Annotated in this window: 15 protein-coding genes; 7 read left to right on the top strand and 8 right to left on the bottom strand. The window is 72.3% G+C overall.

Annotation, left to right across the window (positions count from 1 at the left end):
* The 3 genes from DMH08_RS34595 to DMH08_RS34585 form a co-directional block, all read left to right on the top strand.
* On the top strand, positions 1–1,992 hold a 1,992-nt coding region (locus tag DMH08_RS34595; RefSeq protein ID WP_125620290.1), incomplete at its 5' end, for a PQQ-dependent sugar dehydrogenase.
* A 54-nt stretch (positions 1,993–2,046) separates the two neighbouring features.
* Entirely contained in the window at positions 2,047–2,955 is a 909-nt protein-coding gene (locus tag DMH08_RS34590) for a LamG-like jellyroll fold domain-containing protein (RefSeq protein ID WP_026401813.1), read from the top strand.
* 191 nt (positions 2,956–3,146) lie between these two features.
* Positions 3,147–3,452, top strand: coding sequence for a hypothetical protein (locus DMH08_RS34585; RefSeq protein ID WP_026401812.1), 306 nt, complete (start codon positions 3,147–3,149; stop codon positions 3,450–3,452).
* 193 nt (positions 3,453–3,645) lie between these two features.
* On the opposite strand, the gene DMH08_RS34580 is transcribed toward DMH08_RS34585, so the two are convergent.
* From DMH08_RS34580 to DMH08_RS34560, 5 genes are all read right to left on the bottom strand, one after another.
* Positions 3,646–4,185 (bottom strand): DUF1062 domain-containing protein, encoded by a 540-nt coding sequence (locus DMH08_RS34580; protein ID WP_233617989.1) that lies wholly within the window; start codon positions 4,183–4,185, stop codon positions 3,646–3,648.
* Positions 4,186–4,575: 390 nt separating this feature from the next.
* Positions 4,576–5,604 (bottom strand): CU044_5270 family protein, encoded by a 1,029-nt coding sequence (locus tag DMH08_RS34575; protein ID WP_158642441.1) that lies wholly within the window; start codon positions 5,602–5,604, stop codon positions 4,576–4,578.
* Positions 5,597–6,205, bottom strand: a complete 609-nt coding sequence (locus tag DMH08_RS34570) for an RNA polymerase sigma factor (RefSeq protein WP_233617988.1) — start codon at positions 6,203–6,205, stop codon at positions 5,597–5,599. The genes DMH08_RS34575 and DMH08_RS34570 overlap by 8 nt, the downstream gene beginning before the upstream one ends.
* A gap of 149 nt (positions 6,206–6,354) precedes the next feature.
* The gene (locus DMH08_RS34565; protein ID WP_125620284.1) at positions 6,355–7,032 is read right to left on the bottom strand and encodes a response regulator; all 678 of its coding nucleotides are present in this window, start codon (positions 7,030–7,032) and stop codon (positions 6,355–6,357) included.
* On the bottom strand, positions 7,029–8,162 hold the full coding sequence (locus DMH08_RS34560) for a sensor histidine kinase (RefSeq protein WP_125620282.1): 1,134 nt from the start codon (positions 8,160–8,162) through the stop codon (positions 7,029–7,031). Before DMH08_RS34560 ends, DMH08_RS34565 begins: the two co-directional genes overlap by 4 nt.
* Before the next feature lie 174 nt (positions 8,163–8,336).
* Between DMH08_RS34560 and DMH08_RS34555 the strand changes: the two genes are divergently transcribed.
* Positions 8,337–8,714, top strand: a complete 378-nt coding sequence (locus DMH08_RS34555; RefSeq protein WP_125620280.1) for a hypothetical protein — start codon at positions 8,337–8,339, stop codon at positions 8,712–8,714.
* Positions 8,711–10,270, top strand: a complete 1,560-nt coding sequence (locus DMH08_RS34550) for a multicopper oxidase family protein (protein ID WP_026401805.1) — start codon at positions 8,711–8,713, stop codon at positions 10,268–10,270. Before DMH08_RS34555 ends, DMH08_RS34550 begins: the two co-directional genes overlap by 4 nt.
* A 126-nt stretch (positions 10,271–10,396) precedes the next feature.
* On the opposite strand, the gene DMH08_RS42100 is transcribed toward DMH08_RS34550, so the two are convergent.
* From DMH08_RS42100 to DMH08_RS34535, 3 genes are all read right to left on the bottom strand, one after another.
* Positions 10,397–10,600 carry a helix-turn-helix domain-containing protein gene (locus tag DMH08_RS42100; RefSeq protein ID WP_034517309.1) on the bottom strand — a complete coding sequence of 68 codons (204 nt, stop codon included), beginning with the start codon at positions 10,598–10,600 and terminating at the stop codon, positions 10,397–10,399.
* Positions 10,590–11,024 (bottom strand): recombinase family protein, encoded by a 435-nt coding sequence (locus DMH08_RS42095; protein ID WP_233617987.1) that lies wholly within the window; start codon positions 11,022–11,024, stop codon positions 10,590–10,592. Before DMH08_RS42095 ends, DMH08_RS42100 begins: the two co-directional genes overlap by 11 nt.
* 63 nt (positions 11,025–11,087) lie before the next feature.
* Positions 11,088–11,645, bottom strand: a complete 558-nt coding sequence (locus DMH08_RS34535; protein ID WP_125620278.1) for a TetR/AcrR family transcriptional regulator — start codon at positions 11,643–11,645, stop codon at positions 11,088–11,090.
* Between the two features lie 79 nt (positions 11,646–11,724).
* Between DMH08_RS34535 and DMH08_RS34530 the strand changes: the two genes are divergently transcribed.
* Both DMH08_RS34530 and DMH08_RS34525 read left to right on the top strand, forming a co-directional pair.
* Entirely contained in the window at positions 11,725–12,303 is a 579-nt protein-coding gene (locus DMH08_RS34530; protein WP_125620277.1) for a hypothetical protein, read from the top strand.
* Positions 12,300–13,342, top strand: a 1,043-nt coding sequence (locus DMH08_RS34525; RefSeq protein WP_125620275.1) for a saccharopine dehydrogenase family protein, incomplete at its 3' end; no start/stop codon positions are given. The genes DMH08_RS34530 and DMH08_RS34525, both read left to right, overlap by 4 nt.

Raw genomic sequence — 13,342 nt, 5'->3', positions numbered from 1 at the left:
ATCCTCGACCCCATCCCCGAGGACCCCGCGCCCGCCGGGCTCGGGCTCGTCCTGGAGAAGGTCGCCCAGCTGCCCGAATCGGAGCCGTCGGCCCCGCCGACCGACGACCGGCTGAAGCGCTGGAACCGCATCAACCACGTCGGCGAGCTCCCCGACCGCTCGGGCCGCCTGTTCGTCCCCGACCTGAACGGCAAGCTGTACTTCCTCGACAAGAAGACCCGCACGCCCCGCGCCTACCTGGACGTCGGCGCGACGTTCGCGCCCGACTTCTACTCCGCCGCCGGGCTCGGCCAGGGCTTCGGGTTCGTCGCGTTCCACCCGGCGTTCGCGAAGAACGGAACGTTCTACACCACGCACGTCGAGCGCGGCGACGCGCTCGAGACCGAGGAGCCCGACCTCCCCGAGCAGCCGAACACCGGCTACCACGGCGTCCTCACCGAGTGGATCGCCGACGACCCGTCCGCGGGCACCTTCAGCGGCACGCACCGCGAGGTCCTGCGGTTCGGGTTCTCCGGGCGGATCCACAACCTCCAGCAGATCGACTTCAACCCCAACGCCCGGCCCGGCGACCCCGACTACGGGATGCTGTACCTCGCGGTCGGCGACGGCGGCAACGGCAACGTCGGCGCCAACGGCGGCGACCCGCAGAACCTCGCCATGCCGCAGGGCAAGATCCTGCGGATCGACCCGTCCGGCACCGACGGCGTGAACGGCGAGTACGGCGTGCCCGCCGACAACCCGTTCGTCGGCCAGGACGGCAAGCTCGCCGAGATCTACGCCTACGGCATGCGCGACCCGCACCGGTTCAGCTGGGACACCCGCGGCTCCAAGCGGCTGTTCCTCGCCCACATCGGCGAGCACGAGATCGAGTCGATCCACGAGATCGAACCCGGCGACAACCTGGGCTGGAGCGAACGCGAAGGCGCCTTCACCTTCCGCGAGGACGACCGCTGCCACCTGTACCCGCTGCCCGAGGACGACCTCGAGTACGGCTACAACTACCCGCTCGCCGCCTACGACCACGACCCGCCCGCCGACTGGGACTGCCGCAGCGACGTCGGCAAGGCCATCTCCGGCGGCTACGTCTACCGCGGCAAGCTCGACGCCCTGCGCGGCAAGTACCTGTTCGGCGACATCGTCAACGGCCGGCTCTTCTACACCGAGGAGTCGGACATGAAGCGCGACCCCGCCGGCGAGGACCGCGCGCAGATCTACGAGCTGTCCGCCTACACCACGGCCGGTGAGCCCGTCACCATGCGGGACCTCGCCGGGGACGAGCGCGTCGACCTGCGCATCGGCTCCGACGCCAAGGGCGAGCTGTACCTGCTCTCCAAGGCCAACGGGACGATCTGGAAGATCGTCGACACCCGGCGGTTCGCCGAGTGCCGCACCGGCCCCGCCCGCGTCGGGCACGCCGCCGACGCAGACGACTGGTCGCCCGTCACCCCGGCGAAGTGGCGGTTCGAGCACGGGCAGGTCGTCCTCGCCGAGGCCGGCGAGGCGCGCCCCGGCCCCCGCCGCCCCTTCGAGTACGCGGTGCTGGACAAGGGCCCCGAGTTCGCCTCCGCCCAGATCGACGCGCAGGTGCGGCTCGACACGCCCGTCGCCGAGTCCGACCGCGACGTGATCGTCGTGTTCGGCTACCGCGACGACACGCACTTCTACTACGCGCACCTGTCCAGCGACAACACCGTCTACCCGCACAACGGGATCTTCCTGGTGAACGGCGCCGACCGCGTCCGCATCGACCGGCAGTGGAACGCCAACCGGTCGAAGGGCGCGCCGCCCGCCGTCACCGACGCGAACTGGCACGACGTCCGCGTGCGGCACTGCGCGGGCACCGGCGAGATCGCCGTGTACACCGACGGCGCCGACCGTCCCGTCTTCACGGCCCTCGACACCGCGCTCGGCTCCGGCCGGGTGGGCTTCGGCTCGTTCGACAACATCGGCCGGCTCCGCGACCTGACCGTCCGCGGGACCCCCGCCCGATGACCCCACCGGACGGGCGGGGCCGCCCCGCCCGTCCGGCTCCCCGAGGAGACCGACATGCGCATCCGCCGCACCGCACTCGTCACGACCGTCCTGCTGGGCGCCGCCCTCGCCGCCGTCCCCGCCGAGGCGTCCGGGCCGAACCCGCGCAAGGACCTGGTCGCCCACTACGACTTCGAGCACCCGATGCCCGGCGACCCGTCCCGCGAACGCGACCTCGGCCGCTCGCGCACCCCCATCGACCTGGTGAACGGCGGCGCCGCCATGCGCGTCCGCGACGGCTCGCGCGGGCACGTCGTCCGGCTCCGGCAGATGAACGGCGCTCCGAACGACGACTGGAAGGCCGGCGTCTACTCCGCCGCCGGCGTGCCGACCCTGCGCGCGTTCAACGCCGCTTCCGGCGCGACCCTCGCCGGCTGGTTCAAGATGACCGGCGTCAACCCGAGCCCCGACACCAACACCGCCGACCCCGACGACCGGTACAACGCGATCGGGCTGTCGGGCGTGCTCACCGGCGACTCCGACGGCCACGCCGTCCGCGCCCTGCTGGAGATCATCGACGTCTCCGGCGAGCTGCGCGTCGTCGCCCTCGGCCGCCGCCTCGACGGCGGCTCCTCGCAGACGTTCGCCGCGCGGGAGGACTGGCGCTCGATCCTGCCGCCCGGCACCTGGGTGCACCTGACCGCGACGTTCGACTACGACACCGGGGAGATGAAGCTCTACAAGAACGGCGCGCCGCTGCCGGGCTTCTCCACCCGCTCCGGCGACCCCTGGGAACTCGACGGGCCGCCCGAACCCGACGTCACGTCCGCCACCGACCCCCGCGGCATCAAGATCGGCGGCAGCTTCCCGCAGGACGACGCCGAGGCCAACCCGTGCGACTGCAGGATGGACGACCTGATGTTCTTCGACCGTCCCGTCACCGACCGCGAGGCCCGCCAGATCTACCGGATCACGAAACGCTGACCCTTGCGGACGGAGAGGCGGCCCTTCACACGAACAACTGAAGATCGCGGTAACGTCGGAAGCGGGTTCGCCGAGCGGCAAGGCCGTCTCGCGGTCCCGAGCCGCAGTTGCGCGAAGTCGGAGGTGATCACGGTGCATCCGGTCTTGTGACGGCCCCAACCCGGGGCGTCGCGGAGCCGAAAGGTGACCGTATGAGCAAGACCGACAAGACCCGGCCCTGGTGGGTGGGGATGGCCGAGGCGCCGATGGTGAACTGCCGTCCCGTGCACGACCACCGGTTCGGGCCGTGCACCCTGCCGGAGAAGATCACCGCCGACAGCGCGTCCATGAACCGCTGCGGGCGAAGCGGCTGCTACTGGGGCGCGACCGACCACTACCTGTTCGACTGCGGCACCCTCGGCGGCGGCCGTGAGTGGTACCTCTTCAGGCGCGAAGAGCGCCGCCGCAGCCGTCACCGGGCGCGCCGCGAACTGCGCGCCTACAACGGCGAGGACTGAACGAGCGCGCGGGGCCCGGCGACCGCCGGGCCCCGCGCGCTCCGCCGACCTTTACCGACGCCGCGGCGGCGCACATCGACAGCAGACCGGGGCACCGACCGGTTCGACGACGATCCACCACCGGATCGATATCTCGTTGGGTTCCGGCGGCGAAGCCGCGGCGGGCCGGGCGGCCCGCCGCGGCTTCACCCTGCTAGCCCTCGGGCATCACGATGAAGGCGAACCCCGCGCTCGTCCTGCGACGCAGCGGGATGTCGCACTTGACCCGGCGCAGGACTTCGTTCCTGCTGAGGCCGAGCCCCTGCGCGACAAGCCGTTCGGGGCGCACGGGCACCGGATCCTCGAAGTGGACCTCCACCTGGATCGGCCACGCCCCGTCGAGCGGACCCGGCGGGGTGTCCAGCCGCCAGGCGTCCGTCCAGTCCAGGGCGAAGCGGTTGCGCCGGGCGAGCAGCGGGTCCAGCAGCCGGGACGCCACGAGCTCCGGATCGTTGACGCGGTAGCCGTGGAGTGCGGCCGGGTCGATGCGCCCGACCGGAGTCCGCTCGTGCACGGTGAGCTTGCTCGTCCGATCGCAGGACACGCAGCGGACCAGCAGCCACACGTCCAGCAGTTTGCCGTTGGCGTTGACGCGGAACCTGCCGGCGCCGGTCGTGGCCGACCGCGACCGGCAGTCCGCGCACCGCAGCGACAGGAGAGGCAGCCGGGTCCGGCGAACGAACCAGGGCAGCACGGTATGAGGTTGTGAAGACATGATCTCTCTTGACCTGACACGAGGTCGATTGAGCGCGACCTCGAACGCCGTACGACCGGGCACGCCAGAGCGGCCCGGCGGAACCGACGGAAGCGTCGGCTACGGGTGAGCGAAGAAGGTGTCAGGTCTAAAGAGCAGGCGGGGTCACGCGGTTCTGTCCTCTGTCCTTACTGCGATGGGCTTTCAGGCAAGCTACGGGAACGCTCCAGGACGACTCAACCGCTTTCCGAGCGAGCCGCCTGGGGGAGCGCTGACGACGTCGATCGACGGGACCGCGATGCCCGAACACCGGGCTCGGTCCGGCCTGCCGCGCCAGGCCGAACCGAGCGTGGTTTCACCCCGGTCGGTGAGGTGCTGGGGCGGCGCGGCTCAGCGCCGCGCGCCGGGTTCGTCGACGACGCGCATCTCGAGTTGGGCGGTCAGTTCCAGGAGGGTGCCCTTCTCTACCGTGCCCTCGCCCTGCTGGGCGTGGGCACGGGTGGCGAAGGAGCGGGTGCCGAGGTACCGGTACGTCTCCGGATCCAGGATGATCATGTCGCCGGCCCAGCCGCCGAAGGTGCCGAAGAAGGCGACGCCGTGCCGTCCCGCCGCGTCCGCCGCGTCCGTCCGGACCGAGACACCGGGGATGCGCGGCAGAGCCCGGTACAGGGCGGCGCGCAGTTCGGGCGGGAGGGGGCGCCGGAGCAGGTCGGCGACGGTGCGGAACACCGCGCGGTCGTCCGGCCGCGGTTGTTGCCCGCCCGGCGCGTCCGGGTCGTCGGGGATCCGCATGGTGTCCGGGTCGTAGAGCGCCCGCAGCAGGGCATCGGGCTCCGTCGGCAGCTCCTTGACCACGCGGTGCATGTCGGGACCGGGGAACGAGTAGCCGACGACGTCGCCCTGGAGGTCTTCGCGCCGCTCCGGGGAGCGCACTTCCAGGTCGCCGTCGATGAACTCCGCCCTCGCCCGGCCGTCGACGCGTTCCCAACGCTCCACGGTGTGGGTCTTCCCGGCGTCCATGCCGAGCCACCAGGTGTTCATGTCGCCCTTGAACTGGGCCGCCCGGATCTTGACGTAGATCCACTGGTCGGCTCGCGGCATCGCGAACGGTACGTCCTCCGCGGCGCGGGCGGCCCGTTCGCCGAGCACGGCGGCGTTCGCGATCTGCGTGCCGGCCCGCGGATCGCCGGTGTTCTGCGCGATGCCGATCCCGGCCGTGAGCGCGATGCCGAGTGCTGCCGCGGCGGCCGCGCGGGTCACCAGCCACCGCGGCGACCGGACGGGCCGGGCGGCGCGGCGCGGCTCGCGCGGCGGGGCCGTCCAGGCGGCGCGCAGCCGGTCGCGCGCCGCGTCGGCGGCCGCGGGCGTGATCGGCGGGGTGGCGCGGCGGAAGCTCTTGAGCGGGTCGAGGTCATTCATCGGTGGCCTCCTCGGCCGTCGCGGAATCGCCGAGGGCGCGGCGGACGACGCGCCGGGCCCGGTGGAGACGGGAACGCACGGTGCCGACGGGCACCTCCAAGGCGCGGGCGACCTCCTCGTAGGTGAGGTCGCCCCACGCCACCAGCAGCAGCACGTCGCGGTCGCCCCGGGACAGCCCGGCCAGCGCGCCGGCCAGCCTGCGCTGCTGGCTCTCGGCCGCGACCCGGGTCGCCACGGCGTCCGCCAGCGGTTCGGGCAACGGGTCGGCGCCGGTGCGCTGCAGCGCCCGGTAGTACCGCTCCTCCGCCCGCCGGTGCCTGGCCACCAGCGTGGTCGCGATCCCGTACAGCCAGGGCCGGGCCAGCGGCTGCGCCAGGTCGTAGGCGGCGCGGCGGCGGAACGCCGCGAGGAACGTCTCGCCCACGATGTCGTCGGCCGCGTGCACACCCAGGCGCCGCGCAGCGTAGTGATGGATCCGGCGATGGTGCCGGTCGAACAACTCCGCGAACCATTCGGGGTCGTCCAGGGACAGCCGGATCACGTCGGAGTCGGTGAGCGCGCCTGCCGCCGGCGGTTCCGCGGGCACGGCCTCGGCCGTCACGAGACGCCCAGTCGTCGGTGCACGTTGCGGTCCTCCAGATCGAAGCGGGATGAACACCCCTTGTCTCCCGCACGGACTCCCGCGGTTCTCGCCGCCCTCCGCACGACGCGTCCGTCCCCCGGTGCGGCGGCGGACGGACCCGTAACCGCTCAGCAGCCGCCCCGGGCGGCACCTCCCGGGGCGGCCAGGCCGGATTCGTAGGCGAAGACGACCAGCTGGGCGCGGTCGCGGGCGCCGAGCTTGGTGATCGAACGGCTGACGTGCGTCTTCACGGTGGCGTGGCTGATGACCAGGTGCGCGGCGATCTCCTCGTTGGACATCCCGGTCGCGACGAGCGCCACGATCTCGCGCTCGCGCGCGGTCAGCCGCTCCAGTTCCGCACCGCCGGCCGGCCGCGGGACGGTGGCGACGTACTCCTCGATCAGCCTCCGCGTGATCGACGGCGACAGCAGCGCGTCGCCGTCGGCGGCGACCCGCACCGACTGCAGCAGGTCGGCGGGCTCGATGTCCTTGAGCAGGAAACCGCAGGCCCCCGCGCGCAGCGCCGCGAAGACGTACTCGTCGATGGCGTAGTTGGTCAGGATCACGACCCGGACGCCCGCGAGGTCGGGCGCGGCGCCGATCCGGCGGGTCGCCTGGATGCCGTCCAGCAGCGGCATCCGCACGTCCAGCAGGGTCACGTCGGGCAGCAGGGACCGGCACAGTTCCACGGCCTCGACACCGTTGGCCGCCTCGCCGACGACCTCGATGTCCTCGGCCATCTCCAGCAGCGCGCGGAAGCCCGCGCGGATCAGCGGCTGGTCGTCGGCCAGCAGGACCCGGATCACGCCGGAACCGGGACCGGGAGTTCGGCGCGGACGGCGAAGCCGCCGCCGACGCGGGGTCCGGCGGCCAGCGTGCCGCCGACGGCGACGGCCCGCTCGCGCATCCCGATCAGGCCCATCCCGGGGCCCGCGGGCGGATCGGCGCCGGCTGCGCCGTCGTCCTCCACCCGGACCACCACCGAGTGCGGACGGTACTCGGTGGTCAGCGTGACCGACGCGGCCCCGGCGTGGCGCAGCGTGTTGGTGAACGCCTCCTGCACGATGCGGTACGCGGCGCGGTCGACCTCGGCCGGCAGGTCGTAGCGCTCACCGACGACGCTCGCGGCCACGTGCAGGCCGGCGGCCTCGGCCCTGCCGAGAAGGCGGGGCAGGCAGGCCAACCCGGCATCGGGCCCGGTCGTGTCGGTGCGCAGCACCTGGAGCGTGGACCGGAGTTCGCTCATCGCCTCCGCCCCCGACTCCCGCACCGCCGCCAGCGCCCGCCGCGCCCGCACGGGATCCCGGTCGAGGTACTGCCGGGCAACGGCCGCCTGAACGTTCATGACCGAGATGGTGTGGGTCAGCGCGTCGTGCAGTTCCTGGGCGATCCACAGCCGTTCCTCGCCGACCCGCCGCAGCGCCGCCTCCTCCTTGGTGCGCTCCGCCTCGACCGCGCGGCTCTCCACCTCGCGCAGGTAGGCGCGACGGCTGCGCACCACTTCTCCGGCCACGACCATCGCGACCAGCCAGCCGCTGAGCAGGTTGAACCCGTCGCCCGGCTGCGGATCGACGTCCGACAGCGCGACCAGCGTGCAGGCGATGGCGCCGAACCCGGCGGCCAGCGCGATCGCCGGGCGCCGCCGCCCCTGCGCCGCCGCGGTGTAGACGGCCGCCAGCGCGGGCGCTGCGGCGAAGACGCCCGGATAGTGGCGCGCGTGGTAGGCGACGGCCGCGGCGATCGTGACCGCGCCGACGCTCACCGGAGCGGCCCGGCGGAACGCCAGGGCCAGCGACGCCACCGCGATCAGGCACAGACCCAGGACGTCCAGGTCCCGCTCCCAAGGCCCGGAGGAGGAGAGGCCGCCGTACGTCCCCGAGACGATCCCCGCCAGCGCGCCGCCCGCCACCAGGGCATCGCCCTTACTGATCCGCACGCTCTCACCGTAGATCGAGGGCGGGCCCGCGTCGTCATGCGCGCGGCGGAGACCCGGCGTACATCCCGTGGCGTACGCGCCCGTGCCCCGGGGCGCGCGTACATCCGCCGCGGTAAGGCAGATGCCATCCCCGTCCCGACGCCCGCGACGTGCGGCCCGAGCACGATTCCAGGCATGAACGTGATTTTCTGGTCGCTGCGGCTGACGGCGACCGCGCACCTGGCCGGGGTCCTCGGGCAGGCGGCGCTGGCCGGGCTCTTCGTCACCGGCGATGTCGACATGCTGACGTGGCACCGCAACAACGCCGGGGTGACGCACGCACTTCTCTACGCGCAGCTGGTCGCCGCGGTCCTGCTGTGGCGGCCGGGGCGCGGCCCGGCTTGGCCCGCCTGGGCGAGCGCCGTGCTCGTCGCCGCGGAGACGGTGCAGGTCGCCGTGGGCCAGTCCCGGATCCTCTCTTGGCACATGCCGCTCGGTATGGCGATCTTCGGAGCGTCCGCGCTGCTGGTGGCGTGGACGTGGCTGCGGTCGCCGCGGACGGTGGCGTCATGATCTCCCGGCGGCGTTTCCTGGGCGGTGCCGCGGCCGTGGCCGGTGCGGGCGTCCTGGCCGGCCGCGTCCTGACGGCCTCCGAGACCACGGCCGAACTCCTCACCAGCGCACTCCCCCTGCCCGAGCCGTTCACGCTGCCGCTCCCCGTGCCGCCGGTCGCGCGCCCCACGCGTCCCGGCCTGTACGAGGTGGTGCAGCGGGCGGCGAAAGCGGAGATCGTTCCCGGGACGACGACCGAGGTCTGGGGCTACGACGGGCGTTTCCCGGGGCCCACGTTCCGCACCCGGAGGGCGGAGGCCGTCACCCTGCGGGTGCGCAACGAACTGCCCGTGCCCACCTCGACCCACCTGCACGGCGGCGTCACCCCGCCCGAGTCCGACGGCTACCCCACCGACCTGGTCGTCCCCGCCGGCCTGGACTTCCGGCCGTCCGGCGGCCATGCCGGCCACGGGCATCACGGGCATCACGCGATGAACGTCCCGCCGTCGGCATGGAAACTGCACAGCGCCGCCAGGGACTACCGCTACCCGCTCGACCAGCGCGCCGCGACGCTGTGGTACCACGACCACCGCATGGACTTCACCGGCCCGCAGGTGTGGCGCGGCCTGGCCGGGTTCCTGCTCGTCCACGACGACGAGGAGGACACGCTGCCGCTCCCCAGGGGCGACCGGGACGTTCCCCTGATGATCTGCGACCGCGCGTTCGAGGAGGACGGTTCGTTCCGCTACCCGTCCCTGGACCCGAGCCTGCGGCGGACGCCCGGCGTCACCGGGCCGTACATGGAGGGCGTCGAAGGCGACGTCATCCTGGTCAACGGCGCCCCGTGGCCCGAGCTCGAAGTGTCCGCGGCGCGGTACCGGCTGCGCGTCCTGAACGCCTCGAACGCCCGCCGCTACCGGCTGCGGCTGGCCCCCGGCGGCCCCTTCGTCCAGGTCGGCAGCGACGCCGGGCTGCTCCCGGCGCCGGTGGCGCACGACTCGATCGTCCTCGCCCCGGCCGAACGCCAGGACGTGGTCGTGGACTTCTCCGCCTACCCCGTCGGCACTTCGGTGACCCTGCTCAACACCCTGGGCCGCGGGTCCGCCCGCCAGGTGATGCGCTTCCGCGTCACCCGCCGAGCGCGCGACGACAGCGCGATCCCGGCCCGGCTGTCAGCCTCGCAGGCGCCGGTGCGTCCCGCGAACGCCCCCATGCGGACGTTCGACTTCCGCCGCACCGGCCAGGGCCCCGCCGCCGCCTGGACGATCAACGGCGAGCCCTTCACCCCCGGCACCCCGCTCGCCCGCCCGCGCCTGGACGGCACCGAGGTCTGGCGCTTCGTCAGCGACTTCCACCATCCGGTGCACCTCCACCTCGCCCATTTCCACGTCCTGTCCCGCAACGGCCGAGCGCCCCGCCCCACCGACGGCGGCTGGAAGGACACCGTGGACGTGCGCCCGTACGAGGTCGTGGACGTCCTGGTGCGCTTCTCCGGGTTCCGCGGCCGCTACATGATGCACTGCCACAACCTCGAACACGAGGACATGGCCATGATGGCCGACTTCGAGGTCACCTGACCCGCGCCCGCCGACCAGACCCGGGGGTGACGAACATCGGAACGAAAAGTCCCATTAAGAGCGTGCGGTCGAGCTCGCTAGCGTGACTTTTCGTTCGGATGTCTCTCGCGCGGGGATTGGAGCAGGTCAGGATGTGAGTGTGGTCTCGGTGATCGCGGGCCGTGGTTCGGGAACGTCGGGCTCGATCTGCTGGATGCCGGTCGGTTTGAGCTCGGGCACGTATTTGTAGATGGTGGAGCGGCTGACGCCCAGGAGCCGGGCGATCGAGGAGATGGTCGCGTCGGGCTGGGTGAGCAGTGCGCGGGCGTGCCGGACCTGCTCAGGCGTCATCGCGGGCGGCCGGCCGAGCCGGACGCCGCGGGCCTTGGCGGCGGCCAGGCCCTCGTTGGTGCCCTTCGCGTTCGGCGTCCTTGCCGGACTTCTTGTCGGCGAAGATCCGGATGCAGCCGGCGGCTTTCAGCGCGAGGGTCTGCCGGTCGAGCCGCTGGTCCTTGGTGGAGACCCGGGCGTAGCCGACGAGCGCGCCGGTGAGGATCGCGGGTTCGGCGCCGAGGAGGTCGTCGGCCTGGCGGATCGCCGCGGAGGGTTCTGAGCCGTCGGGCAGGGTCGTCGCACCGCAGAAGTGTAGGGAAAACGGTGCCGTTGGAGTTGTTGAACATCCCGAGTTCTCAACACGTTTCTCGACACATGCGCGCCCGGTGGGCGGTTCGTGAAGAGGAGTTCGAGCGGGGTGTTGTAAATCGATTCCCAACACCCCCGCCGGGAGCGGAGGCGTTGCCGCCGTTCGCCGTTGCGATGCGGGCCCGCGTGGTTCCGGTCAGGTTCGGGTCGGCATGGTGGTGAGCTGGTGGACGAGAAGGTCGATCACGGCTCGTTTGCCGGCGTCGTTGTGCCGGTGGGTGAGGAGGCCTTCGATGACGAAGGTGCCGATCGCGGTCATGGCGGGGAGGTCGGCTTCGGCGGCGCCAGCGTTGCGGAGGTCGTCGGCGATCAGGGTGTCGGCGAGTTCGTGGAAGCCGGTGTGCCAGGCGTGGACGGCGGGTGAGGCCGGGGCGCGGGTGTGGACGGTGTTGACGAGGCCGTGCAGCCGTTCGAGCTGGTCGACGGCCCATAGGAGCCGGTCGCCCAGCGGCCGGTCGGCGATGGTCGTGTACTGGGCGAGGGCTTCGCTGAGCAGGCGGTCCAGGACAGCGATGAGCAGGTCGTCCTTGTCGCGGAAGTACCAGTAAATCGTGTTGACGGTGACGCCGGCGTTCTTAGCGATCTGGCCCATGGACGCCGACTCGTAGCCGTCGTGGATGAACAGCCGCTGGGCGGCGACGAGGATCTCCTCGCGTTTCTCTTCGCGGTCCTGGGGGCGTCGGTTCCGAGGCACCCCCACACCCTATCTTGAACGACCCTCAAGAAGACGCTAGGTTTCTTGAGGACCATTCAAGACATGAGATGGGACCTCCATGGAGACCGACCACGCGGCTGCCGAGCTGCTCGGGCTGGACACGACCGGGCTGCTGGCGTTCTTCGCCACGTTGCCCGACCCGTCCATCGAGGAGATGGACGGGGAGTACACCGCCCGGCTGCTGGCCCAGCCCAGCGTGTTCGCCTCGGTGACCGGGCACGGCACGGTGTCGAATCCGCTGACACGGTGGCTGTGCAAGGCGTTCCGGCCCGTCGACGGCCAGACCGGGCGCGGCTACAACACCTTCCGCCAGTTCGGCCGCATCCGGCAGCGCTATGCGATGCACACGCTCATCGCACCGTCGCGCTATGACGGCCGTCCCGCCTACACGCTGGTCTATCGCGCCTACGCCTCGATGTGCGGGGCGATCAACATGGTCGACGAGGTCCGCCGCGCGGCGCCCGGCGTCTACCTGGGCATCGGGACGTGGGGATTCACCGCACGTCAGCGCCGCGTCCCGCTGCCCTTCCTGCTCACCGGCCCCGTCGGGGCCTACCGCGGTGACGTCGGCGCCGCCCGCCGCGGCTTCACCCCGGGCCCGCGTGAACTGCCCGGCCGAAAGGAAGTCGCCCAGTGACCAGGTGGCTGCTGTACGGCGCCAACGGCTATACCGGTGAGCTGATCGCCCGGGAGGCCCGCAAGAGAGGCATGGAACCAGTCCTTGCCGGCCGGAACCTCACGGCGGTCAAGCCGCTGGCCGAGGACCTCGGCCTGGAGTACCAGATCTTCGACCTGCGTGACGCCGACGCGCAACTGTCCGGCATCGACGTGGTGCTGCACTGCGCCGGGCCGTTCTCGGTGACGGCGGCCCCGATGATCGACGCGTGTGTGCGCACCCGCACCCACTACCTCGACATCACCGGCGAGATGGACGTCTTCGCCTACGCCCGCGAGATCGACGGCCAGGCTCGGGCCGCCGGTGTCGTGGTCTGTCCCGGAGTCGGTTTCGACGTCATCCCCACCGACTGCCTCGCGGCCGCCCTCCACCAAGCCATGCCCGATGCCACCGGTCTGCGGCTCGGGTTCGACCTGCCGCTGGCGCTGTCCCCGGGGACGGTCAAAACGATCCTGGACGGGATGGCCGCCGGAGGCCGCGCCCGCATCGACGGCCAGATCACCCCGACCCCGCTGGGCGGACGCACCGCCCGCATCGACTTCGGCAACGGCGCCAAACCCGCGCTCGCCTTCCCCGCCGCCGACCTTCACAGCGCCCACCACAGCACCGCGATCCCCAACATCGAGGTCTACCTCCCGATGCCCTCCCTGCTGATCCGCGGCACCCGGATCAGCAGGCGGTTCACCAGGCTGCTGGCCCGTCCCGGTGTCCGCGCCGCCGCGCACAAGCTGATCGACAAGACGGTGAAGGGCCCCGACGCGAACGAATGGGCCACCAGCGCCGCCTACGTGTGGGGCGAGACCACCGACGCTGCCGGCCGGCGGGCCACCGCCCGCATCACCACGGCCAACCCCTACCGGCTCACCATCGACGGCGCCCTCACCGCCGTCACCGACCTCCTCGCCGCGCCCGCGCCCCGCCCCGGCGCGCACACGCCCGCGACCCTGTTCGGCGCCGACCTCATCACCCGGCTCCCCGGCAGCGGCCCCCTCACCATCAC

Origin of the sequence: Actinomadura sp. WAC 06369 (assembly GCF_003947565.1) — a bacterium.
In the GTDB taxonomy this organism is placed as follows: Bacteria; Actinomycetota; Actinomycetes; order Streptosporangiales; family Streptosporangiaceae; genus Spirillospora; species Spirillospora rifamycini.
The sequence above is the reverse complement of the archived record's forward strand: the minus strand, read 5'-3'. Positions and strand labels throughout refer to the sequence as shown.